This is a genomic window from Glaciimonas soli (genome assembly GCF_009497155.1).
Lineage (GTDB): Bacteria > Pseudomonadota > Gammaproteobacteria > Burkholderiales > Burkholderiaceae_D > Glaciimonas > Glaciimonas soli.
The window spans coordinates 72,168-95,428 of the sequence record NZ_WINI01000001.1 but is presented as its reverse complement, the minus strand read 5'-3'; the positions used below and the strand labels follow the sequence as shown (position 1 = coordinate 95,428).

The 23,261-nt window shown below is 48.4% G+C and carries 17 protein-coding genes; 7 read left to right on the top strand and 10 right to left on the bottom strand.

Features of this window, described 5'->3' with window-relative positions:
• Nucleotides 1–63 precede the first annotated feature (63 nt).
• Nucleotides 64–1,851, bottom strand: a complete 1,788-nt coding sequence (phaC, locus tag GEV47_RS00400; RefSeq protein ID WP_153232755.1) for a class I poly(R)-hydroxyalkanoic acid synthase — start codon at nucleotides 1,849–1,851, stop codon at nucleotides 64–66.
• Between the two features lie 63 nt (nucleotides 1,852–1,914).
• Here phaC and GEV47_RS00395 point away from each other — a divergent pair, with 63 nt between their 5' ends.
• On the top strand, nucleotides 1,915–2,190 hold the full coding sequence (locus GEV47_RS00395) for a hypothetical protein (RefSeq protein WP_153232754.1): 276 nt from the start codon (nucleotides 1,915–1,917) through the stop codon (nucleotides 2,188–2,190).
• Between the two features lie 59 nt (nucleotides 2,191–2,249).
• Here the strand turns inward: GEV47_RS00395 and pgeF are convergent, their stop codons facing one another.
• Nucleotides 2,250–3,035 carry a peptidoglycan editing factor PgeF gene (gene pgeF, locus GEV47_RS00390; protein WP_153232753.1) on the bottom strand — a complete coding sequence of 262 codons (786 nt, stop codon included), beginning with the start codon at nucleotides 3,033–3,035 and terminating at the stop codon, nucleotides 2,250–2,252.
• Between the two features lie 33 nt (nucleotides 3,036–3,068).
• Nucleotides 3,069–4,136 carry an RluA family pseudouridine synthase gene (locus GEV47_RS00385; RefSeq protein WP_153232752.1) on the bottom strand — a complete coding sequence of 356 codons (1,068 nt, stop codon included), beginning with the start codon at nucleotides 4,134–4,136 and terminating at the stop codon, nucleotides 3,069–3,071.
• A 52-nt stretch (nucleotides 4,137–4,188) separates the two neighbouring features.
• On the opposite strand from GEV47_RS00385, the gene GEV47_RS00380 reads away from it, so the two are divergent.
• Nucleotides 4,189–4,989: an outer membrane protein assembly factor BamD gene (locus tag GEV47_RS00380; protein ID WP_153232751.1), complete on the top strand. Its 801-nt coding sequence runs from the start codon at nucleotides 4,189–4,191 to the stop codon at nucleotides 4,987–4,989.
• An 87-nt stretch (nucleotides 4,990–5,076) separates the two neighbouring features.
• On the opposite strand, the gene GEV47_RS00375 is transcribed toward GEV47_RS00380, so the two are convergent.
• From GEV47_RS00375 to aspT, 4 genes are all read right to left on the bottom strand, one after another.
• Nucleotides 5,077–5,955, bottom strand: coding sequence for a UDP-2,3-diacylglucosamine diphosphatase (locus tag GEV47_RS00375; protein ID WP_153232750.1), 879 nt, complete (start codon nucleotides 5,953–5,955; stop codon nucleotides 5,077–5,079).
• A complete protein-coding gene (locus GEV47_RS00370; protein ID WP_153232749.1) occupies nucleotides 5,952–6,719 on the bottom strand; it encodes a GNAT family N-acetyltransferase in 768 nt (255 codons plus the stop codon). Before GEV47_RS00370 ends, GEV47_RS00375 begins: the two co-directional genes overlap by 4 nt.
• A 428-nt stretch (nucleotides 6,720–7,147) precedes the next feature.
• Nucleotides 7,148–8,824, bottom strand: coding sequence for a bifunctional aspartate transaminase/aspartate 4-decarboxylase (locus GEV47_RS00365; protein ID WP_153232748.1), 1,677 nt, complete (start codon nucleotides 8,822–8,824; stop codon nucleotides 7,148–7,150).
• A gap of 179 nt (nucleotides 8,825–9,003) precedes the next feature.
• Complete coding sequence (gene aspT / locus GEV47_RS00360) at nucleotides 9,004–10,701, bottom strand: aspartate-alanine antiporter (RefSeq protein WP_153232747.1); 1,698 nt, start codon at nucleotides 10,699–10,701, stop codon at nucleotides 9,004–9,006.
• A gap of 358 nt (nucleotides 10,702–11,059) precedes the next feature.
• Between aspT and dinB the strand changes: the two genes are divergently transcribed.
• The 4 genes from dinB (at nucleotide 11,060) to gcvT (ending at nucleotide 16,909) form a co-directional block, all read left to right on the top strand.
• Entirely contained in the window at nucleotides 11,060–12,214 is a 1,155-nt protein-coding gene (gene dinB, locus GEV47_RS00355) for a DNA polymerase IV (RefSeq protein WP_153233713.1), read from the top strand.
• Between the two features lie 127 nt (nucleotides 12,215–12,341).
• Nucleotides 12,342–12,722, top strand: a complete 381-nt coding sequence (gcvH, locus tag GEV47_RS00350) for a glycine cleavage system protein GcvH (protein WP_153232746.1) — start codon at nucleotides 12,342–12,344, stop codon at nucleotides 12,720–12,722.
• Between the two features lie 86 nt (nucleotides 12,723–12,808).
• Entirely contained in the window at nucleotides 12,809–15,697 is a 2,889-nt protein-coding gene (gcvP, locus tag GEV47_RS00345; RefSeq protein ID WP_407646195.1) for an aminomethyl-transferring glycine dehydrogenase, read from the top strand.
• Nucleotides 15,698–15,781: 84 nt separating this feature from the next.
• Nucleotides 15,782–16,909, top strand: a complete 1,128-nt coding sequence (gcvT, locus tag GEV47_RS00340; RefSeq protein WP_153232745.1) for a glycine cleavage system aminomethyltransferase GcvT — start codon at nucleotides 15,782–15,784, stop codon at nucleotides 16,907–16,909.
• Nucleotides 16,910–16,944: 35 nt separating this feature from the next.
• Here the strand turns inward: gcvT and GEV47_RS00335 are convergent, their stop codons facing one another.
• Nucleotides 16,945–18,549 (bottom strand): GMC family oxidoreductase, encoded by a 1,605-nt coding sequence (locus GEV47_RS00335; RefSeq protein WP_153232744.1) that lies wholly within the window; start codon nucleotides 18,547–18,549, stop codon nucleotides 16,945–16,947.
• Nucleotides 18,550–18,762: 213 nt separating this feature from the next.
• Between GEV47_RS00335 and trpS the strand changes: the two genes are divergently transcribed.
• Nucleotides 18,763–19,758: a tryptophan--tRNA ligase gene (gene trpS / locus GEV47_RS00330; protein WP_153232743.1), complete on the top strand. Its 996-nt coding sequence runs from the start codon at nucleotides 18,763–18,765 to the stop codon at nucleotides 19,756–19,758.
• Between the two features lie 354 nt (nucleotides 19,759–20,112).
• On the opposite strand, the gene GEV47_RS00325 is transcribed toward trpS, so the two are convergent.
• Nucleotides 20,113–22,317 (bottom strand): OsmC domain/YcaO domain-containing protein, encoded by a 2,205-nt coding sequence (locus tag GEV47_RS00325; RefSeq protein ID WP_153232742.1) that lies wholly within the window; start codon nucleotides 22,315–22,317, stop codon nucleotides 20,113–20,115.
• A 181-nt stretch (nucleotides 22,318–22,498) separates the two neighbouring features.
• Nucleotides 22,499–23,089, bottom strand: a complete 591-nt coding sequence (gene pnuC, locus GEV47_RS00320; RefSeq protein ID WP_153232741.1) for a nicotinamide riboside transporter PnuC — start codon at nucleotides 23,087–23,089, stop codon at nucleotides 22,499–22,501.
• Nucleotides 23,090–23,261 lie beyond the last annotated feature (172 nt).

The window sequence follows — 23,261 nt, the reverse complement described above, 5'->3', positions numbered from 1 at the left end:
CAATCCATAAACTCGCAATATTCTTTACGTTCGTGCTACAGATTGCCACGATTTTTCTTGTTTTTATTCGGCTCTGGCTTTTACATAACGCCCGGGCGCCGGTTCAATCGGTTTAAAGCTGGTACTGCCCAATTTCTTTGGTGCGGTTATTTGTTTGCCGCCATGTTGGGACAAAAATTCCGCCCATTCTGTCCACCAACTACCTGGGTGTTCAATTGCATCAGTAAACCAAGTATCGGCCGATATGCCCGGCTTTGCTTGTTGATTGGTCCAATAATTCCGTTTCTTTTTTGCCGGAGGATTAATGACGCCTGCAATATGACCAGATGCGCCGAGTACAAAACGGTTACGCTCCGGGTGCTTAGGATTAAGTAGCTGCGTTGAAGCATAAGCGGACGTCCAAGGCACAATATGATCTTCTCGCGATGCGTAAATAAAGGTTGGCGCACTGATTTTGCCAAGATCAAGTTTCTCACCCGCGATGGTCAGTTTGCCCGGCTCCTTTAACGCATTATCCAAATACATATTGCGCAAGTAGTAACAAAACATCGGTCCTGGCAAATTGGTAGTATCTGCATTCCAGTACAACAAATCAAAGGCCGTTGGCTCCTCACCTTTGAGATAATTGGATTCAACATAGTTCCATACTAAATCGTTGGGGCGCAGACTGGAAAATGCAGAAGAAAAATCACGTCCCGGCATCAAGCCGCCCTGCCCAATAGCTTTTTCTCGCAGTTTAATTTGCGCATCATCAATATAAACATCAAGGATGCCGGTATCAGTGAAGTCGAGGAATGTCGTCAATAACGTCAGGCTGGAAACCGGTTTTTCTCCGCGCGCAAACAACACCGCAAGTGCCGCTGACAAAATCGTGCCGCCTACACAAAAACCAAGCGCATTGATCTTTTCCTGCCCTGAAATTTTTTGCGCCACATGAATCGCCTGTATCGCGCCATCTTCAATATATTGATCCCAATTCGCTTGCTCAACCGAGGCATCAGCGTTACACCAAGATATCAGGAATACAGTGTGGCCTTGCTCAACAGCGAATCTCACCAGCGAATTTTGTGGCTGCAAGTCTAAAATGTAAAACTTGTTGATACATGGCGGCACAATCAGCAGAGGTCGCTGATGCACCGTTTTAGTCAACGGACTATATTGAATTAACTGGAATAACGGATGCTCAAATACCACCGCGCCCTCGGTGGTTGCGACATCTTTACCGACCTCAAAAGCAGTTTCATCCGTTTGTGAAATTTTGCCTTTTTTCATATCGGCCATCAAATGCGCCATACCGCGAGCCAGGCTTTCACCTTTCGTCTCAATCATTTTTTGTTGCGCGACTGGATTACTGGCGAAAAAATTGGACGGTGACATCGCGTCGATCATTTGTTGCACTGCGAAAGCAATCTTTCTTTTGGTTTTCAGCGGCGCTTCAACTGTATCAACCATCGCCGATAAAAACTGACCGTTCAATAAATAAATGGCTGCATTGAAAGCGTGCAACGACGTGCTTTGCCATGCTTCATGACTAAATCGTTTATCGGTCAGTGCAGGCGTTTTCGAAGCAAGCATGTTTTGCCATAAAACGGCAAACTGCTGGGCGTATTGTTCTTGCAACTGCTCTAGCAACGCTGGATTAAGTGTAATGCCTGGTCCAGTCAAACTTGCGCTGGAAGGTATGCTCTGCATCAGCGCACTAAAGTCGAATGGCTTATTTGCGGAAGGTAATGACCATTGCTGCGCATCTTTGAATTGCGACACCGTATGCGAAATATGCTCAGCAATTTTCTGTGATATCTGCGTCATTTCCACGAGAGTGAAAGCATTGGGGATATTTTGATTATTCATGTGCTGTTACCATAACTTTAGCGTATCGTCTGGGGCTATCTCATCACTTGAATCGCATACTCTATGTATATTATCGCCATCGGCTGGATTTATGTTGTCTTCATGATGTCCATTACGGAGTCGTCCGCAGCTGCCGGTGTCATGACATTTCTTTTCTATGGCGTTCTTCCTTTGGCAATAGTTTTATACCTGATGGGCACACCGCAACGCAAGCGAAATCGACAAAGAGCCGCAGAACAGCGACGTTTGTCTATCCGAGAAGAAATAAAAGGGGAAACGATTGATGATCGCGCTAAGAAAATTCTCAAAAACGTCGACGAGGATAATTTGAAAAACTGATGTTCAGTTTGTATGTGAGCTTCAATCAAAAACTAAATCAATGACTTACTTTGACTGGTTCATTTCAACCAGATTAATGCTGCCATACGCCCTGTCACTTTGTCACGGCGATAAGAATAAAACCGTTTATCGCTGACCGTACAAGCCTCTCCGCCATAAACATGGTGCACATTTACTTCACGTAAAACAATGCGCGCCAAACGATAGATATCGGCAAGATATTTTCCAGCACGCTCAGGGATTGCAACAAAAGCTGACTGAATCTCGTTTTGCACTGTTGCTGACATCTGCAGTGTTATGGCACGCGCCATAAAAGCCTCCAGTACATCTGTGCCCACTTCAAATTGTTGCGGGCCTATTGCGGGTCCGCACCACGCGATGATTTCACCAACCTCATCACCGCTTGCACGCATGCGTGCCACTGTATTTTCCAGCACGCCACTCACCAAGCCACGCCAACCGGCGTGCGCAGCACCAACTACATGACCGCCATTATCATAAAACAATACCGGTAAACAATCTGCAGTCTGCACTGCGCAGACGACACCGCGCTTGGTTGTAATAGCCGCATCAGCCTCAACACCGGCCATCACTTCTGCAGCATCAACCACATTCACTCCATGCACTTGCGACAACCAGATTGGTGATGTCGGCAATAAGCAATCCAACAAAGCGCGATTGCTTTCGACATCGGCCAATTGGTCATCAACATGTGAGCCAAGATTCAGACCGCCACCGCCCATGCCGTCGTCGTACGGTATGTGACTGACACCACCCTGCCGCGTAGTTGAAAAAGCACCGACACGATGCGGTAAAGCGATCCAATTTGGAATAATGACATGCATGGGGTAGTGTTCAATCAAAAAACAGAAACTTAATTATTCAGGCAACGTTTCAGGCACGACAATCCCGGCCCGCGCTAATAATTCCTCAAAATCATCAGGCAACGGTGCATACCAGGCGCAATCTTCTCCACTATCAGGATGAATCAAGCCTAAACGCGTTGCATGTAAAGCCTGACGTGGAAATACCGGCATCAAATGCTGTTTGCCATATAAAGTGTCGCCAACCAACGCAAAACCGAGTGATAGCATATGCACCCTAATTTGATGCGTACGTCCGGTTTCTAATTGACAACGCATCAAACTCACCAGACGCCCATCGATTGCTCCGGTTGCCAGGCGCTCGTAATGCGTTACCGCCGTTTTCGCGCTCAAACTGTCAGACACTGCCATTTTGATGCGATCACGGGGATGGCGTGCCATTGCTTTATCAATGGTGCCGTTCAATTGTGGCGTGCCCCATACCAATGCCAAATAATGGCGCTTGACCGTACGCGCTTGCAATTGACGTACCAAATCCGTTTGTGACTCAAGATTTTTTGCGACTACCATCAAACCGCTAGTATCTTTGTCCAAGCGATGGACAATCCCGGCTCGCGGCACGCCGCCCAGTTGCGACCAACGAAATAGCAAGCCATTTAACAACGTCCCGGACCAGTTCCCTGCGGCCGGATGAACGACTAATCCAGCCGGTTTATTGATCACAATAATGTCATCGTCTTCGTAAACGACATCCAAAGCCATTTCCTCTGGCTCGTAGGCATGCTCATCCGGTGCTGGCTGCGGCAAAACGATGACATTCTCATCGCCATACGCAATCATTTTTGTTGTGGCAATTTTGCCATCAACACTAACGTGGCCGGCTTCCATCCATTGCTGAATGCGGCTACGAGAATACTGCGGAATTAAAGTAGATATCACTTTATCAAGCCGGGTTCCACAGACCTCTGGCGTTAAATTCAATACTATCTCGTTAATTTCATCAACACTAATGCCGGCTTCTTCGATATCATCGCTGTCGGCTATGAAATCGTCCGCCTGAGCGGTTACTTGCGGGTTTTCAACCATATTTGGTTTTGTAAATGACGTCACTGCATGTCCCATCGGCTATAATCCATCAATTGTTTACACGGCTTTTCACATTTTCGCGAACACCATGCAAAAAAACTTATCCAAACTAGCTGCAATTGCAATCGCATTATCAGTATCGGCCTGTGGCCTACTACCAGACAAAACCGATGAAACCGCAAACTGGTCCGCGCCCAAATTATACTCGGAGGCCAAGGACGAAATGAATAGTGGCGGTTACGACAAGGCAATTCAGTATTTTGAAAAGCTGGAAACGCGCTTCCCGTTCGGTACCTACGCTCAACAAGCACAGATGGATATCGCTTATGCCCATTACCGCCAGGGTGAACAACCTGAGGCTTTGGCTGCGATTGATCGCTTCATTAAAATGCACCCGAATCACCCTAACGTTGATTACATGTACTACCTGCGTGGTCTGGTCAACTTTAACGATCGCGTCAGTATTTTCGACTTTTTGGCTCAGGAAGATCCTACCGAACGCGATCCGAAAGCAGCGCGCGACGCTTTTGACGCATTCAAACAAGTGGTTGTACGCTTCCCGAATAGCCAATATGCCCCGGATTCTCGCGATCGGATGAAATATCTGGTGCAAGCAATGGCGCAATACGATGTTCACGTTGCCAGTTACTATTTGCGTCGTGGCGCTTATGTCGCTGCGGCAAGTCGTGCGCAAAATTCGGTTCAACAGTACCCGGATGCGCCAGCGGTAGAAGAAGCGCTGTACATCATGATGAAATCCTATGATGCGCTGGGCGAGAATCAACTTCGTGATGATGCCAAACGCGTACTCGACAAAAACTATCCGAACAGCGTCTACTATCACGGCGGTCCTGTCAAAGCAGAAAAGTCCTGGTGGAAGTTTTGGTAATTTAGCAAATATTGCTTATAAAAAAACCTCGCATTGCGAGGTTTTTTTTATTTCCTGCGTTTATTCGCTCGCTCTACATTGCTAGATTCAGGTTGGTGCTTCGCACAACTCACCTTCTTCCGCCGCAATTTCGTTATTCTGAATCACATTTTTATATCCAAAAATCTCTTGCCAAGTCACCAATCGCAATGCGCCGCTGGTATCTTCAACCAAAGCAGAGAGACTTTCCACCCAATCACCATCATTGCAATACGTGATGCCGTTGATGTCACGAATTTCCGGCTTATGAATATGGCCGCAAATAACGCCATCCAGTCCTTTTTTCTGCGCTTCTGCCGCTAATGCATCTTCAAATGAAGAAATATAATTCACCGCATTTTTGACTTTACCTTTCAAATATTGCGATAGCGACCAATACGGCAGACCAGCACGAGCGCGCCAACTATTGAACCATTGATTGAATTTTAAAATCACGGTGTACAAGTTATCACCAACGTAGGCCAGCCATTTCGCACAAGCAATTACGCCATCAAAACGATCACCGTGTATGACTAAAAATCGTTTTCCTTGCGCCGTGGTGTGTACGAGTTCATCGCGAATTTTAATACCGCCAAAATCAAGGTCAATAAATTGTCTGACCGCTTCGTCGTGATTGCCAGGAACAAAAATTACTTCAGTTCCCTTACGTGCTTTTTTCAACACCGTTTGCACAACATTGTTGTGCGTTTGGTCCCAATACCAGCGGCGTTTTAATTGCCATCCATCGATGATGTCACCGACCAGATACAAGGTATCGGATTCTGTGCCGCGTAAAAATTCCAACAAGCGCGCCGCCTGACAACCGGTCGTCCCTAAATGCACATCAGATATCCAGATCGTACGAAATCGTATTGGTTCTTTTTTCATGTCTCGCAATGTTCCGTTACCAAGAATGCCGCTATTCAGAAACTGGTCACTGGGCTTCATATCGGTTTCTCCTCTTTAAGATAATGACGCGCATAACGACTATCGAGTTTCGTTAAAGGCAACAACAAGAAAAAGTCCGCTGAGTGAAAATCAGGATCCCAGGCTGGCTCTCCGCAGACCCATGCACCGCTGCGTAAATACCCTTTTAACAACGGCGGCATGATAGGCGCATGACCAGCTTCTCGCTCATAGACAGGGAATGGCGTAATTGGTGAAACGCGATATTCTGCCGGGGCGAAATTTTCTGGGGTCAGCGCGTGATATAGCGCAGCTGCGTTGTGTCCACCATCGGCCAGACTCACACTGGCACAGCCCATCAGGTAGTCACAACGTTCACGGCGCATATACGCCGCTAAACCGGCCCACAACAACATGATCACGCCGCCACTTCGGTAATCGGGATGGATGCAGGCACGTCCTGCTTCGGCGATACGGCTGCGCAGATGATCTAAACGACTGAGATCGAATTCTTGTTCAGAGTAATAGCTTCCCATACGGCGCGCGGCATCCGGGCTCATTACACGATAAGTGCCGACGACGCGCAAAGTTTTGGTATCGCGCACAATTAAATGATCGCAATACCTATCAAAATCATCACTATCTAAACCATCGGGATTGGCTAATGCAGACAAACTAAGTGCTTCAATAAACACTTTATAACGGAGGCGTTGCACCTCACGTATTTCTTCCGGCGTACTGGCAAGGCTTACCGTTAACTTGGAAAAACTCGGGTTAGCATCACTAGGTATCGTCAGTAATCTCATGCGTCGTCCTTTTCATGTTTAGGGCTTACGCAAAATTGTCCAAACAACGAACAACATAAATAACATTTCGATAAGCATGAGAGGCGAGAACAAGGCGTGACGCGCAGATAGTGCTGTTGCACAGCAACGCTAAGCAACGCAGTTATCGTTTCTCATGCATATCGGAATAGCGCTGTTGAGGCGATTTTGCGTAAGTCCGAATGACGACGACAGACTAACTTTGGATTACTTCAAGAAAATGACAAATTTATTTCAATTCAATGACTTAACAACAAATATTTTTTATAGTGGGGCTTACGCAACACTGCCTCAGTGGGGCGCCGTATGCAGACAGTACGGCGCCCCACTGAGGCAGTGTTAACCAACTTTACAGGGACTCCAGACCCTGATTTTCCATCAATCAAAAAAATAAACGAGAACGCTTCCTTCTATTTTTTCACTTTTTTCGTCGCCTTAACGGCCTTACTTTTTACGGCACTGCTACTACTTTGCTTGACCGCTTTAGTTGCTGTTTTCGACTTACCTTTTTGCGCCAAAAATACCGCATAAAACTCGGTCGCCATCTTGCGAATGGCGCGCCCGATATTCGCATAATCATATTCATTAAGGTTTGCCAGCGACACGCGCCCTGATGGATGCGTGGTCCCAAAACCCTTGCCCGGCAACAGAATCACGCCAGTTTCCGCCGCAAGTCGGAATAAGGCTTCATTCGGCTTTAGCGTCTTCAACAACCATTGCGAAAACTCTTTACCGTGCATTTGCGCCGACAATGATTCCATGTCGAGCAAATGGTAGTAACTCACAGAGTTAGGATCGTGCGGCAACGGCAAATCAAGCTCCCTGTACAACGCTTCTTTGCGACGTGACACGATGCGCTTCATTGAGGCTTTATAACTGCCCGGTTCATCCATCAGCGAAAACAGCGAAAACATCGTCATTTGCGCCTGTATAGGTGTCGCTAGCCCAGCCGTATGATTCAGTGCCACCGTGCGGCTATCAGCTACTAAACGGTCGATAAATTTGAGTTTGCGTGGCTCGGTTGTGATCGAGCTGTAACGCTTATCCAGTTCCTTCAGCACCGCTTGTGGCAACTTGGCGATTTTCTCATCCAGAATATTATGTTCGTGCGTGGCTACCACGCCCATACGCCACCCCGTTGCACCGAAATATTTTGAGAACGAATACACCAGAATAGTGTTATGCGGGCACTTGGCGAATAATGAAACGAAGTTGTCCGCAAACGTACCGTAGACATCATCTGTCAAAATAATCAGGTCTGGCCGTTTTTTAACGATTTCGACAATGTAGTCCAGCGTTTCATCATCGATTTTGACTGAAGGTGGATTGCTTGGATTAACCAGGAAGAAAGCCTTCACTTTCGGGTCTAACAATTTATCCAGTTCCGGTTTGGTGAATTGCCAGTTATTTTCTTCCGGCGCATCAATCATCAACTCTACTAATTGATAGTCGTTCAGTTCCGGAATTTCAATATACGGCGTGAAAATTGGCATACCCAGCGCAATCGTATCTCCCGCCTGAATCAGATGATTTTCTTTCAAGCTGTTGAAAAGGTAGGTCATCGCTGCTGTACCGCCTTCTACTGCATACATATCGAAGCGGCCTTCGAACGGATGCTTACCTACCATTTCGCGGTGAATATAATGCCCTACAATTTTTTCACTCAACTTCAGCATGCGATCAGGCACAGGGTAATTGCAACCAAGGATGGCTTCGCACATTTCATAAATGAAGTCACCGGCAGACAATCCTAACTGATCGCGCACATACGATACCGCCGCCGCAATAAAACGAACGCCTTCCGCCTGAGCGTGTTGCTTAACGAAAATTTCAAAGCGTGCTTCTATGCCTTCACGTTGCGGAAATCCACCAACGTCATTCATATAAATAAATGAACGCTCCGCTTCCGTCATTGCAAACAGGCCAAACTGAAAAAATCCGTGGCGTGGTGTGGTTGCCAGGAAATTAGGGTTACCGCGTCCAGCATTAAGCATAGAACGACTGCTCTGCTGCGCAGTCTGGATCAATGCATCTTTTAATTCAAAAGGGCTTAACTTCGCAAGTTTTTCCGGGTTACTGAAATCCATTTGCACTACTCCTTATCAAGAGGGAAGAGAAACTCACCATAGCGAAACTGAATACAAACCATCACTTAGATTAGAAAGGTGTAGCGCCTTCCGACAATCGATCACTAACGATCGCTAAAGATCACAAAATTGACGCCAATGCCCGGACGGCGCCACGCTTTTCCGAGCATTGCGACACATCACACCAAAGCCACAATTAATGGTCCAAGCAAGGTCAGAAACACATTTGCCAATGCATAGGTAATCGCAAATGGCACCGTCGGAATCGTATTTTCGGCCTTATCCAGCACTTCACCGAAAGCAGGATTTGCACTACGCGAACCACTGAGCGCACCGGCAAAAACAGCCGTATTGTCGTACTTCAGAACATAGCGCCCAATCAGCATCGTCAAAATTAACGGCAATATCGTAACGACTACACCGACACCAAACACCATCATGCCCTGCGACTTCACGGTTTGTACTGCCTGCAAACCTGACGTCAATCCCACTACCGCCACAAAGCCAGCCAAGCCAAGGTCGCGAAGTAACTGCCCTGCTGCGCTTGGCAATGCACCAAAAGACTGATGCTTTGCACGGAACCAGCCAAACAACAAGCCAGATAACAACGCCCCACCGCCGCTGCCCAGGGTCAAGGGAATCGAACCGATTTTAGCCGTCAACATGCCAATCAACAAACCGACAACCAAGCCAGATCCCAGATACACAAAATCTGTTTTAGTATCCTGAACAATCACATAACCGGCTTGTGCTGCAACACGTTTAACATCCTGCTCTGCGCCATAAATAGAAATTACGTCACCAAGTTCCACCACTGTGTCAGGCTGCATCGCCAACACTTTTCCCATCCGACTAATTTGCAGCACATAAATTCCATGGCGAACATCGTTTGCAGTTTGCTGGCGAATCTCGTTGACGGTTTTATGTGCATAAATATTATTAGTCAGCACAATTTCTTGACGATGCATGGTCATTTGCATGCCATCTACACCAAACACCTCTTTCCCTAATTGTGGGGCAACGCTCACCATTGCAGCACGACGGCCAACGACTAAAACGATGTCATCGTTTTCCAGTGTCAGTTGCGGAGTCGCCTCAATGATTTGTCCATTACGTTTGACACGCTCTATCGTAATGGGAGCTGTGGGGTTGAGGTTTTCAATATCGGCGATCGTTCGCGCGTTGCCGATTTTACTTTCAGATATTTGATAAATACGTCCGACCAGATCAGGTGCGGCCGCGTGTTGGTTAGGCCCTAAAACCTGTTCACCTTCATGCATCGCAGTTTCAGCTTTCACGGCATCTTCTTTGATGCTGCGCCCCATCAGTTTAGGCAATATGTTGACGCAGACAATAATCGCACCGAAAGATCCAAATACATAGGTAACGGCATAACCTACTGCGACATTTCCCTGCAGCCGCGCAGTCTCAACGGCACCCAATCCGAGTTTTCCGATGGCATCGCTGGCGGTGCCAATAATTGCCGACTGCGTCAAACCACCTGCCGCCACGCCTGCAGCTAAACCTTTGTCCAAGCCGAATAACTTAGCCATCACAACCACTGTCGCCAAACCGGTGACTGCCAACACTGCCGCCAGAATAATTTCCCGTATCGATTGTTTACCCAGAGAGCTAAAAAACTGCGGTCCGCTTTCGTAACCCACTGCGTAAATGAACAAGGCAAACAGCACCGCTTTAACGCCAGGATCTACATGCACACCAACCTGACTAATGACAACGGCAGCCAGCAAAGAGCCTGCGACACCCCCCAGCTGAAATTTGCCAAACTTAATCTTCCCAATGTAATACCCGATTGCAAGCGATAAAAACAAAGCCATTTCTGGCGATGCCTTGAACAGTTCATGTAGCCATTCCATGGTCACAACCTTTCTGTTGTAGAAAATTGATAAGCCAAATCAACAATGTAAAATTCTTAAATAACAATATCATGACACTTGTCTGGTTGATACATAAAGATACATAAACCCTACTAAGCCTCTGGTTAATGCTAAATAGCTTTTTCTCAAAATCGCGTGTGTCAGCCAGTTGCCGGAATAAAATACTTCGACACGGTAAAATAATCGATAACGTATTTTTTTCCATTTCTTACTGCTTTTACCGCACCTTGAACTATCAACAAAGAAAATTGTTCCAACGTGATGTCGACTGCGTTTATGGCATAGACAAGACGTGCGCCTATTCATCATTGCACAGGCACTTCACCGAAATTAAATGATGACATCCAACAGTCGGCGCATTGCGCACTTGGACATGGATGCTTTTTATGCATCTGTAGAGCTGTTGCGCTATCCAGAGTTGCGTGGTTTGCCCGTTGTCATTGGCGGTGGCTCCGCCAACCAGCCAGTAACTGAAAGCGATGGCACTCGACGCTTTTTCAAAATCAAAGATTATGCTGGTCGGGGCGTGGTCACCACCTCCACTTATGCGGCGCGCGCGCTGGGTGTTTTTTCTGCTATGGGAATTATGAAAGCAGCGCACCTGGCGCCGGAGGCAATACTGCTGCCGACTGATTTTGACGCGTATCGCCATTACTCCAGATTATTTAAGCAAGCCGTAGCAAAAATTGCTCCTCTGATTGAAGACAGAGGCATTGACGAAATTTACATTGATCTGAGCGACGAACCTGGTGAAACCCAAGAATTGGCGATGAAAATCAAAGCGGCTGTCTTTGATGCCACTCAACTTTCTTGTTCCATCGGTATTGCGCCTAACAAGCTGTTAGCGAAAATTTGTTCAGATTTAGAAAAACCCAATGGACTGACGATACTTCAGTATGCGGATATTCCAAGTCGGATATGGCCGCTACCTGCGCGCAAGGTTAACGGCATTGGTCCCAAAGCAGATGCAAAGTTGGCTTCAATTGGCATTTTTACCGTTGGCGATTTAGCAAGCGCAGATCCGGATTTATTGCAAACCAATTTCACGGCGAGCTATGCATCCTGGTTACGTGATATCGCGCAAGGTATAGATGAACGTCCGGTAGCGACCGTATCAGAAACCAAATCGATCAGCAGAGAAACCACTTTCGAACGCGATATGCATGCCCGCCACGATCGCGCAGCGCTGACAGTCATTTTTGATAATTTGTGCCAGCGCGTGGCAGGCGATCTGGTACGCAAAGGCTATGTCGGGCGTACCGTTGGCATCAAATTGCGTTACACGGATTTCAAAATTATGACCCGCGTAATCACCTTACCAACGCCGACTGCAGATGCGTTGACCATACGACGCGCCGCCGGCGAATGCCTGCAACGCATCCCGCTCGAACAAAGATTCAGATTGCTTGGCGTACGCGTTGATAACCTCAGCAAACCGCAAGAAGCAAGTGCATCCGATTATTTGTCTCAAAAAGAATTGTTTTCTGACTAAGTAATTTACAGGCATTAATCAGTGATCATGCTTTGCCAAAATAGGGCTAAAACGGTTAAAGTTACGGCACCCTATTTTGACGACGTCGAAATTTCATAAAAAACAATTTCATTTTGGAGATGAACAAATGAGCAGTATCAAATACACCAAATCGCATGAGTGGTTAAGCTTAGGTGACGATGGAATTGTGACGATGGGAATCAGCAATTTGGCGCAAGATTCGCTGGGCGACATTGTTTTCATAGAACTGCCTGAAGTTGGCAAAACATTTGAGGCTGGCGACACCATTGGCGCAATTGAATCGGTTAAAGCAGCATCTGATTTATACGCGGGAATTGCTGGAGAAGTCGTAGAAGTAAATACAAAACTCGCGGATGATCAAAGCCTGATCAACTCCTCTGCCGAAAAAGATGGTTGGATCATGAAACTAAAGCCAGCTGACAAAAGCGCTTTGGATGGCTTGATGGATGCAGCGGCATACAAAGCTTTCTGCGACGAAGCGAAGTAAGACTGAGGCTCCAGCAAAAACCTGCAATAACATGCACTATGTACACAGCACTTTGTCGCCAGGCGATCCCTGGCGATATTCACTTGATGGATGCGTTCATGACACAAACTAGACCGGCATTTAACGACCTGCAGCAACACAATGACTTCATCGGCCGCCACATCGGCCCCAATCAACAAGAACAACAAGCCATGCTGGATGTACTCGGTTTCGAGTCCATAGATGCTTTGATTCACAAAGTCATCCCGTCTGCCATTTTATCTACACAAGCGCTGGAACTCAATTCAGCACAAAGCGAAGCAGAAACACTCGCTACGCTGCGTCAGATCGCCGCTAAGAATCAGATTTTCAAATCGTATATCGGCATGGGGTATTACAACTGCCATACACCGCCGGTAATCTTGCGTAATTTATTAGAAAACCCAGCTTGGTATACCGCGTATACGCCATATCAACCTGAAATTTCACAAGGGCGTCTGGAAGCTTTATTGAACTTCCAAACCATGGTATCGGATTTGACCGGCATGGAAATCGCCAATGCATCGTTATTGGATGAAGCGACCGCCGCAGCCGAAGCCATGACTTTCTGTCAGCGCTTGTCGAAAAGCACCAGCAACATATTTTTTGTCTCGCAAGATTGCTACCCACAAACTATAGATGTGGTGCGCACCCGCGCTGCGCCAATTGGCGTTGAAGTAGTGGTTGGCGATCATCGTACCGATCTTAAAAATACAGAGTGTTTTGGCGTACTGCTGCAATATCCCGCATTAAACGGCGAAATTCATGACTATGCGCACACAGTACAACAAGCGCATGACAAGCATGCATTGGTAGTGGTTGCCGCTGATTTATTGGCACTGACGCTACTGACGCCGCCGGGTGAGTTTGGCGCAGACGTCGTCATTGGTACTGCGCAACGCTTTGGCGTACCACTGGGCTTTGGTGGGCCGCATGCAGCTTACTTTGCCACCAAAGATGCGTATAAGCGCACCATGCCGGGCCGTATCGTTGGCGTCTCCATCGACAGCCATGGCGAACCTGCTTATCGCCTGGCGATGCAAACGCGGGAACAACATATTCGCCGTGAAAAAGCCACCAGCAATGTCTGTACAGCGCAAGTATTGCTGGCCAATATTGCCAGCATGTATGCGGTTTATCATGGAGCAGAAGGCCTCACCACCATCGCCCAACGCATTCACAGATTGAGCACTACCTTAGCCGATGGTTTGCATCAGTTGGGTTATGAAATCACGACGTCGCATTACTTCGACACCATCACCATACGCACTGGCAGCGCCACGAAAAGCATACATGCCGCCGCTGAAAAACACGCAATAAATCTACAGCATATCGATGTCAATAATGTCGCTATCGCGCTTGATGAAACCACGACTGCGGAAGATATAACATCACTGTGGCAGGTATTTGCTGGCACTGAGAAAACCGTGCCGAATTTCACCAACACCGAGAAAGCAAGTGTAGATCGGCTACCTGCTAATCTGGTGCGTACCAGTGCATTTTTAACCCATCCTATCTTCAATAGCCATCACTCGGAAACCCATATGTTGCGTTATCTGCGACGTTTGGCCGATAAAGATCTGGCGTTGGATCGCAGCATGATACCACTCGGTTCGTGCACCATGAAACTCAATGCCACCACCGAAATGATGCCGGTTACATGGCCTGAGTTTGGTGCGATTCATCCTTTTGCTCCGCTCAGTCAGGCGCAAGGTTATTTGCAATTGATCTCCGAACTGGAACGCATGCTGTGTATTTGCACTGGCTATGATGCGGTTTCATTGCAACCTAACGCGGGCTCGCAAGGCGAATATGCCGGCTTGCTGGCGATACGCGCCTATCACCATAGTCGCGGCCAGGAAAAGCGCAATATCTGCTTGATCCCAAGTTCGGCGCACGGCACCAATCCCGCCACCGCGCATATGGCTGGCATGCAGGTAGTTGTCGTTAAATGCGATGACCAGGGTAACGTCGATGTCGCTGATTTACGTGCTAAAGCCGATCAGCATGCGCAAGATTTGGCTGCATTGATGATCACCTATCCGTCCACCCATGGCGTGTTTGAACATGCCATCAGCGAAATCTGCGAAATCGTCCATGCTCACGGCGGTCAAGTGTATATCGATGGTGCCAACATGAACGCGATGGTCGGTCTTTGCGCTCCTGGCAAATTTGGTGGCGACGTTTCCCATCTGAATCTGCACAAAACCTTTTGTATCCCGCACGGCGGCGGCGGACCTGGTGTTGGACCGATTGGCGTTAAAGCCCATCTGGCGCCGTTCTTGCCGGGTCATGGCAAATTGGAAACCGGTATCGCGCCAGTGTGCGCAGCGCCTTGGGGCAGCGCCAGTATCTTGCCAATCAGTTGGGCATACATCACATTGATGGGTAAAACAGGCTTAAAACAAGCCAGCGAAGTAGCGATCTTGAACGCCAATTACATCGTCCACAGATTGGAACCGCATTACCCAATTCTGTACGCCGATACGGACAATGGCCACAACATCGTCGCACATGAAGGCATTATTGATTTGCGTCCGATCAAAGATAAAACTGGCATCACGGTAGAAGATGTGGCGAAACGCTTAATTGATTTCGGCTTCCATGCACCAACCATGTCTTTCCCGGTTGCCGGCACGTTGATGATCGAGCCAACCGAAAGCGAATCGAAAGATGAACTCGATCGTTTCTGCGATGCCATGATCGCTATTCGTGAAGAAATTCGCGCTGTTGAAAATGGTCAGATCAGCGCCGAAGATAGCCCATTGCGCCACGCGCCTCACACGGCGTTAGAACTGGCTGGCGATTGGCCACATGTGTATACGCGTGAGCAAGCCGCTTATCCGGTACGTGCATTGCGTCAGAACAAATACTGGTCGCCGGTTGGCAGGGTCGATAACGTCTATGGCGATCGCAATCTTGTTTGTGCGTGTCCGCCGATGTCGGATTACGAGTAATTGCTCCTCGCCTCTTTCCCGAAATCGGGAGAGAGGCGCAAGACATTTACGGACATCAAACAAATATGAAAATGAGGCCAGGCAATGACTACAGAACAACCGCTATTACGCACCCCACTCTACAACTTACATCTGGAACTAGGCGCGAAAATGGTGCCATTCGCTGGCTATGACATGCCGGTGCAATACCCTATGGGTATTCTCAAAGAACATCTGCACACCCGCGCCCAAGCTGGTTTGTTTGATGTTTCGCATATGGGGCAAGTACGCCTGACTGGAAAAAATGGCAAAAATGCCGCAGCAGAATTAGAAACTCTCGTACCTGTCGACATAGTTGATTTGCCTCTACATCAACAGCGCTATGCTTTATTCACCAATCCACAAGGCGGCATCCTGGACGACTTAATGGTAGCCAACAACGGCGACCATTTATTCATCGTCGTCAACGCTGCTTGCAAACAAGCCGACATCGCCCATCTGCATCAGCATCTTGCTGACTCATGCATCATCGAAGAGCTCAGTGATCGTGCGTTGTTGGCGTTGCAAGGGCCAGCAGCCGCCAGCGTCATGGCGAGATTAGTGCCGGAAACATCGACAATGATATTCATGCAAACGGCGACTGTCACTTTAGCTGGCGCTGAATGCTATATCAGTCGCTCCGGCTATACCGGCGAAGACGGATTCGAAATTTCAGTTCCCAACGCACAAGCAGAGGCATTGGCGCGCTTACTACTGGCGCAACCGGAAGTGGCGCCGATAGGTTTAGGTGCGCGCGATTCACTGAGGCTGGAAGCTGGTTTATGCCTGTATGGCCACGACATGGATGAGCACACCACACCCATCGAAGCTAGCCTGACATGGGCCATCTCCAAAGCGCGTCGTGCTGACGGCGTGCGTGCCGGTGGCTTTCCGGGTGCAGAGATTATCCTTAAACAATTAGCCACAGGCACAACACGCAAACGCGTTGGTTTACGCCCGGAAGGACGCCCCGTACGTGAGGGAGCGCAAATCCATGGTGCCGAAGGCAAGTTGGTCGGCGCAGTCAGTAGCGGCGGCTTTGGGGCAAGTGCCAATGGCCCGGTTGCAATGGGCTATGTCGCTACTGAATACGCGCAACTGGGAACAAAACTAGATGCCATGGTGAGCAACAAAGCGGTTGTTATTGAAGTCGTTAAATTGCCGTTTGTGCAGCAGCGTTATTATCGCGGCTAAAGAGCAGTTTATTTATGGGCTGATGCGCAAATGATTTAAAAATGCTCACCTTTTTGAATCATTTGCGCAGCCTTTTCAGCAATCATGATGGATGGCGCATTGGTGTTGCCGCCGATGAGCGTCGGCATAATGGATGCATCGACTACACGTAAACCCTGCAAGCCATATACCTGAAGAGTCGGGTCAACCACGGCCATATCGTCAATGCCCATTTTGCAGGTGCCTACTGGATGATACACAGTGTCAACACGTGCACGCAGCAAGTCTCGAATGTCATCGTCATTGTTGATCGGCTTCGTGACGGGAGAATTCGCTATGAACTGCGCTAAGGCGGGAGCCTTCATCAACCGTTCAGTCATTTTGTAGCCTGCCACCATACCATCCATATCGTCTGGATGCTCAAGAAATTTTGGATCGATAAGCGGCGGCGTTTCGGCCTTCCCATCGCTCAGGCAAACACGACCGATGCTCTTCGGGCGCAACAGGCAGACATGGCACGATAGGCCGTGACCTGCATGTAGAGTGCGCGCATGGTTGTCTATCCGTGCAATCACGAAGTGCAACTGGATATCAGGCGCATGCAATTCTGGCCTGGTTTTTAAGAATCCACCGGCTTCGGCAAAATTAGACGTAATCATGCCTCGCCGCTCTCGCCGAAAACGCATGATTTCTTTCACTAAACGTATCCCACCCTTGATCGAAATTCCGAATAGATTGGCGTCGTTGGACTTATAACCTAAAACGAGATCTGGATGATCCTGCAGATTCCTCCCGACACCTGGCAAGTGATGCAATACCGGAATGCCATGTTTTTGTAATTCAGCTGCATCGCCTACTCCGGAAAGCATCAGCACTTGTGGCGACTGGAACGCACCGGCGCAAAGTATTACCTCCCGCCGGGCCTGAATAGTGCGCAATTGCCCACCTTGCCGGATCTCGACACCAACTGCGCGCTTGCCTTCAAAAAGAACACGCTGAGTAAAAGCGTTGCTTTCCACCATAAGATTGGGACGCTTTCCCAAATGTGGTGCCACATAGGCTCGATACGAGCTCCAGCGCTCGCCGTTATGCTGGGTAACCTGATAGAGACCGATACCTTCCTGCGTGATGCCATTAAAATCATGATTGATGGGATAGCCTACTTGCTCGGCTGCCCGCAAATAGTGTTGCTGAAACGGATTATCAGTACGCGAATTACTGACATGGAGCGGCCCATCCTGACCATGCAAATCGTCAGAAAATTCGCTGTTGTTCTCTGCTTTTTTGAAATACGGCAGCACGTCCTTGAAAGACCAGCCGTGATTGCCCAATGCAGCCCAATGATCGTAGTCGCTGCGATCGCCTCGAATATAGACCATGGCATTGATGGCTGACGAGCCACCGAGAATCTTCCCGCGCGGTTGATAACCCTTGCGTCCATCAAGTCCCGGTTGGGGTACGGTTTCAAATGCCCAATTGTTCAACTTCGTTGGCACCATCAATGCCCCGGCGACCGGCGTATTGACTATCCAGCTGTCGCCTTGTCCGCCTCCCGCTTCCAGCAAGGCAACTGAAATGTTCGGGTCTTCACTCAAACGACCAGCCAAAACGCATCCGCTTGAACCACCACCAACGATCACGTAATCGTAAACTTGCTGCATACTGTCTCCATCTATTTTATATTTTTGAACACGTACACCCTACTGACGAGCATACATCATTAAAATACTGGATTCCCAGCTAGAAATGATTTAGAGGTGGTCGTCAACAACGATAACCAGGAGCTTGGGTACGCATCGTCGACCTGATATTCAGATATTCATTTCAATATTTAGCTAAGTAGATTCACCGAATTTCATTTATAAGAGCGCAACATGAAAACAGTACTTACCGGCGACCGCCCTACCGGCCCACTTCATTTAGGGCATTACGTCGGCAGCTTGCAAAACCGCGTTAAATTACAAAAAGATCATCGGCAATTCATTCTGATTGCTGATGCACAAGCGCTGACCGATAACTTTGATAACACCGAAAAAATCAGAACCAATATCCTCGAGGTCGCACTCGATTATCTGGCGGTCGGTATCGACCCGAAGCAATCCACGATCTTTGTGCAATCCCAGGTTCCAGAATTGACAGAGCTCAGTTTTTATTTCATGAATCTGGTCACTGTGTCTCGATTGGAGCGCAACCCAACGGTCAAAGAAGAAATCAAACAACGCAATTTTGAACGCGATATTCCGGTTGGCTTTTTCACCTACCCCATTAGTCAAGCCGCTGACATCGCGGCGTTTAAGGCACATCTGGTGCCGGTCGGTGAAGACCAATTGCCGATGATAGAACAAACCAACGAGATCGTGCGACGCGTCAATCGCATCGCTGATCGCGCCGTATTGATGGAAGCGGAAGCGATGGTTTCCACGGTAGGACGCTTGCCGGGAATTGATGGCAAAGCGAAGATGAGCAAATCACTTGGCAACACGATTAATCTTGGCGCATCCGCAGACGAAATTTCACGCGCAGTCAAGAAAATGTATACCGATCCATTGCATCTTGCCGTCAATGATCCGGGCCGTGTCGAAGGGAATGTGGTCTTTTCTTATTTGGACGTGTTCCATCCGGATACTGCTTTAGTCGCTGAACTGAAAGCCCATTATCAACGTGGTGGTCTGGCTGATAGTTTGGTGAAAAAGCATCTGGAAGAAGTGTTGCAAGATTTCTTACGGCCGATTCGAGAGCACCGTGCATTGCTCGCACAAGATTTGAACTATGTGCGAGACATGTTGAGAATTGGGACACAAACAGCACGGGCAGTGGCCGCAACAACAGTCGATGAAGTCAAAGATGTATTTGGTTTAGGCCGCTTCTAAAATGATGGCTGGCGGAAAAGTAGTGACGCCCATCATTTACCGCCTTAAGCCGCATCGCCTATGGGGATCAGAAGCATTCATTGTGCCGAATGCTTACGGGTCGAGAACTGTGGCGTTTCAACCTGTGGATGCGTTTCTTGGATGACAAGGATTTACTTTTAGTTGAAACGCTTGCATACAAGGATAGAATTCGATCACGGGCATTGACTATCGGTCACTTGCAGCAGCTCTCGAGATAGAAACACGAAAGCGAATGCTGGCATCAAGACTCAGGCACGCCGGCTTAGATGGTCGCTCTGGTACCGAACATTGATGCATGAACAGTATCAGAGCATCCAGCCATAGCTCTTAGCCCTAACTGACTGCAGGACCCGCATTTGCCCGAGCCTTATGCAATTTTTTGTAGCTGTCGATCAGGCGTTGGTGTCTATCGAGACCTTCCAGTTTCATACTCGTTGGCGCTAATCCGAAGAAGCGTACGCTGCCATCCACTGCCCCCATTACCGCGTCCATCCTATCGTTGCCAAACATCCGGCGGAAATTGACCACGTAATCGTCCAGTTCCAAGTCATCATCCAGCAGCACCTCTAGCATCACATTCAAGGCCTGATAAAACAATCCGCGCTCGACCGTGTTGTCGTTGTACTGCAGGAAGGCTCCTACCAACTCATGCGCCTCCTCAAATTGCTGCAAGGCGAGATGAATCAGCAGCTTCAACTCCAAAACTGTCAGTTGCCCCCAAACCGTATTCTCATCAAATTCAATGCCGATCAAGGTGGCTATGTCGGAGTAGTCATCCAGCTCATTGTTCTCCAAGCGCTCAAGCAGTGCTTCCAGGCGATCATCATCCAGACGATGCAGATTCAAAATATCGGCGCGGAACAACAATGCCTTGTTGGTGTTATCCCAAACCAAATCTTCTATCGGGTAAACTTCCGAATAACCGGGCACCAAAATCCGGCAGGCTACGGCACCTAAATTGTCATACGTCGCAACGTACACCTCTTTACCCATGTCTTCGAGAATGCCGAACAAGGTCGCGGCTTCCTCAACATTGGAGTTTTCGCCCTGACCAGAAAAATCCCATTCAACAAAATTGAAATCCGCTTTGGCGCTGAAAAAGCGCCATGACACAATACCGCTGGAATCGATAAAATGTTCAACAAAGTTATTTGGCTCAGTCACGGCTTCACTTGCAAAAGTGGGCCGCGGTAATTCGTTCAAGCCTTCAAAACTTCGTCCCTGTAACAATTCCGTCAGACTACGCTCCAGCGCCACTTCCAGGCTTGGGTGCGCGCCGAACGAGGCAAACACACCACCTGTCCGGGGGTTCATCAAGGTGACGCACATCACTGGGTATACCCCACCCAACGACGCATCCTTGACCAGCACGGGAAACCCCTGCTCTTCCAATCCTTGAATGCCGGCCAGAATGCCAGGGTATTTCGCCAGCACTTCTTGCGGTACATCAGGTAATGCGATTTCACCTTCCAGAATTTCGCGTTTCACCGCCCGTTCGAAAATTTCTGACAGGCATTGCACCTGCGCTTCGGCTAGCGTGTTACCGGCACTCATGCCATTGCTGACGTAGAGGTTTTCGACCAGATTGGACGGAAAATACACTACCTTGCCGTCCGACTGTCGCACATACGGCAATGAACAAATACCGCGCTGGACATTGCCAGAGTTAGTATCGATCAGATGCGAGCCAAATAAGTCGCCGTCGGGATTGTAGATTGGCAGGCAGTACTCATCCAGAATTTCAGCCGGCAGCGCATCTTTAGGGCCTGGCTTGAACCAGCGCTCGTTCGGGTAATGGACAAACTCCGCGTTGGCGATGTCTTCGCCCCAAAACACGCCAGCGTAGAAATGGTTGTTATTGAGCCGCTCGATATACTCTCCCAACGCCGACGCCAATGCGCTTTCCTTAGTCGCCCCTTTGCCGTTGGTAAAACACATCGGCGAGTGCGCATCGCGGATATGCAGCGACCACACATTGGGGACAAGATTGCGCCACGAAGCGATTTCAATCTTGATGCCCAGGTTCGCCAAGACGCTCGACATATTGACGATGGTTTGCTCCAACGGAAGATCCTTGCCCACAATATAGGTGCTGACATCAGATGCAGGTTTTAACGTCAGCAACGATTGCGCATCGGCATCCAGGTTCTCGACTTCTTCAATCACAAACTCGGGTCCGGCTTGCACCACTTTTTTAACCGTACAGCGCTCGATGGAACGCAAAATTCCCTGGCGGTCTTTGGCAGAGATATCGGCCGGCAACTCAACCTGAATCTTGAAAATCTGCTGGTACCGGTTTTCCGGATCAACAATATTATTCTGCGACAGGCGGATATTTTCGGTAGGAATATTGCGAGTTACGCAATACAACTTCACAAAGTACGCTGCACACAAGGCCGATGAGGCCAGAAAATAATCGAAGGGTCCCGGTGCCGAGCCATCGCCCTTATAACGGATAGGCTGGTCGGCCACTACGGTGAAGTCATCGAACTTGGCTTCAAGACGTAGTTTATCGAGAAAGTTGACCTTGATTTCCATGGGGGAGCTCTAAAAATGATGTGGCCGCTATTATCCGTCGCCAAGCGGTACCGTGCAATGTATCGATGATTTCTTCAAATTCTGCTGCATCAAGTTTGGGGATATTCTGTCAGATCACATCACGATTTGTGCAGCGGATGGATATTGCTATATTAGTTACGTAACAGCGCCCCATCCTGCTTCACTTGTTTTTTTCATACTCTGACAACTCACGTCGCCAGTTCACCAATCCCACAACCGCCAACACAATAAACAAGGCATACAAACCCGCAGTCAACTGCAAATCTTTGTAGATATAAACGCCCACGTAGATAACATCAACAATGATCCAGAGCCACCAATTGGCAATGTATTTGCGCGCCATCCAGAATTGTGCGACCAGACTGAAGCTGGTTAAAGCCGAATCGATCCAGGGAATATGCGCATCGGTATAGCGTGCCATGACATAACCTAACAGCACGCTACCAAGCGCACCTATCAACAATCCGAAACCCCACCCTGCAGCAGACAAGCGTTGTGGCAGGATGTGTAATTTATCCTCTACCGCATTTTCTGCTGCCTTTTTATGCGTCCAATTCCACCATCCGTACAGCTGCATGACAGCGAAAATCAGTTGCAGCAGCAAGTCAGAATACAGTTTGGCATCAAAGAAAATGCGCGCATATAACAATACCGACACTATTCCGATCGGCCAGCACCAGACATTGCGTCTTGCGGTTAACCACACGGCCAGTGCGCTGATGATGACGGCGATGATTTCTAATGCGGACATATTGGAGGGGTTTCTATTTTTATGTTTTTCTTAGGAGCTACGCAAAGCAGAATTAGATTTTAATGCCGTTCATTCGACAAAAAATTTGTTTGCGCTGACTAGCTCTATAAAATATTTTAGCGTCGCCAAAGCTGTTGTTTTTGACGTTGGTTTTGATTTTGACGTACCCCGA

Bases quoted from the DNA above. Each gene is read 5' to 3' on its own strand.
- phaC (WP_153232755.1), bottom strand. From the start codon at position 1,851: ATGAATAATCAAAATATCCCCAATGCTTTCACTCTCGTGGAAATGACG.
- GEV47_RS00395 (WP_153232754.1), top strand. From the start codon at position 1,915: ATGTATATTATCGCCATCGGCTGGATTTATGTTGTCTTCATGATGTCC.
- pgeF (WP_153232753.1), bottom strand. From the start codon at position 3,035: ATGCATGTCATTATTCCAAATTGGATCGCTTTACCGCATCGTGTCGGT.
- GEV47_RS00385 (WP_153232752.1), bottom strand. From the start codon at position 4,136: ATGGGACATGCAGTGACGTCATTTACAAAACCAAATATGGTTGAAAAC.
- GEV47_RS00380 (WP_153232751.1), top strand. From the start codon at position 4,189: ATGCAAAAAAACTTATCCAAACTAGCTGCAATTGCAATCGCATTATCA.
- GEV47_RS00375 (WP_153232750.1), bottom strand. From the start codon at position 5,955: ATGAAGCCCAGTGACCAGTTTCTGAATAGCGGCATTCTTGGTAACGGA.
- GEV47_RS00370 (WP_153232749.1), bottom strand. From the start codon at position 6,719: ATGAGATTACTGACGATACCTAGTGATGCTAACCCGAGTTTTTCCAAG.
- GEV47_RS00365 (WP_153232748.1), bottom strand. From the start codon at position 8,824: ATGGATTTCAGTAACCCGGAAAAACTTGCGAAGTTAAGCCCTTTTGAA.
- aspT (WP_153232747.1), bottom strand. From the start codon at position 10,701: ATGGAATGGCTACATGAACTGTTCAAGGCATCGCCAGAAATGGCTTTG.
- dinB (WP_153233713.1), top strand. From the start codon at position 11,060: ATGACATCCAACAGTCGGCGCATTGCGCACTTGGACATGGATGCTTTT.
- gcvH (WP_153232746.1), top strand. From the start codon at position 12,342: ATGAGCAGTATCAAATACACCAAATCGCATGAGTGGTTAAGCTTAGGT.
- gcvP (WP_407646195.1), top strand. From the start codon at position 12,809: ATGGATGCGTTCATGACACAAACTAGACCGGCATTTAACGACCTGCAG.
- gcvT (WP_153232745.1), top strand. From the start codon at position 15,782: ATGACTACAGAACAACCGCTATTACGCACCCCACTCTACAACTTACAT.
- GEV47_RS00335 (WP_153232744.1), bottom strand. From the start codon at position 18,549: ATGCAGCAAGTTTACGATTACGTGATCGTTGGTGGTGGTTCAAGCGGA.
- trpS (WP_153232743.1), top strand. From the start codon at position 18,763: ATGAAAACAGTACTTACCGGCGACCGCCCTACCGGCCCACTTCATTTA.
- GEV47_RS00325 (WP_153232742.1), bottom strand. From the start codon at position 22,317: ATGGAAATCAAGGTCAACTTTCTCGATAAACTACGTCTTGAAGCCAAG.
- pnuC (WP_153232741.1), bottom strand. From the start codon at position 23,089: ATGTCCGCATTAGAAATCATCGCCGTCATCATCAGCGCACTGGCCGTG.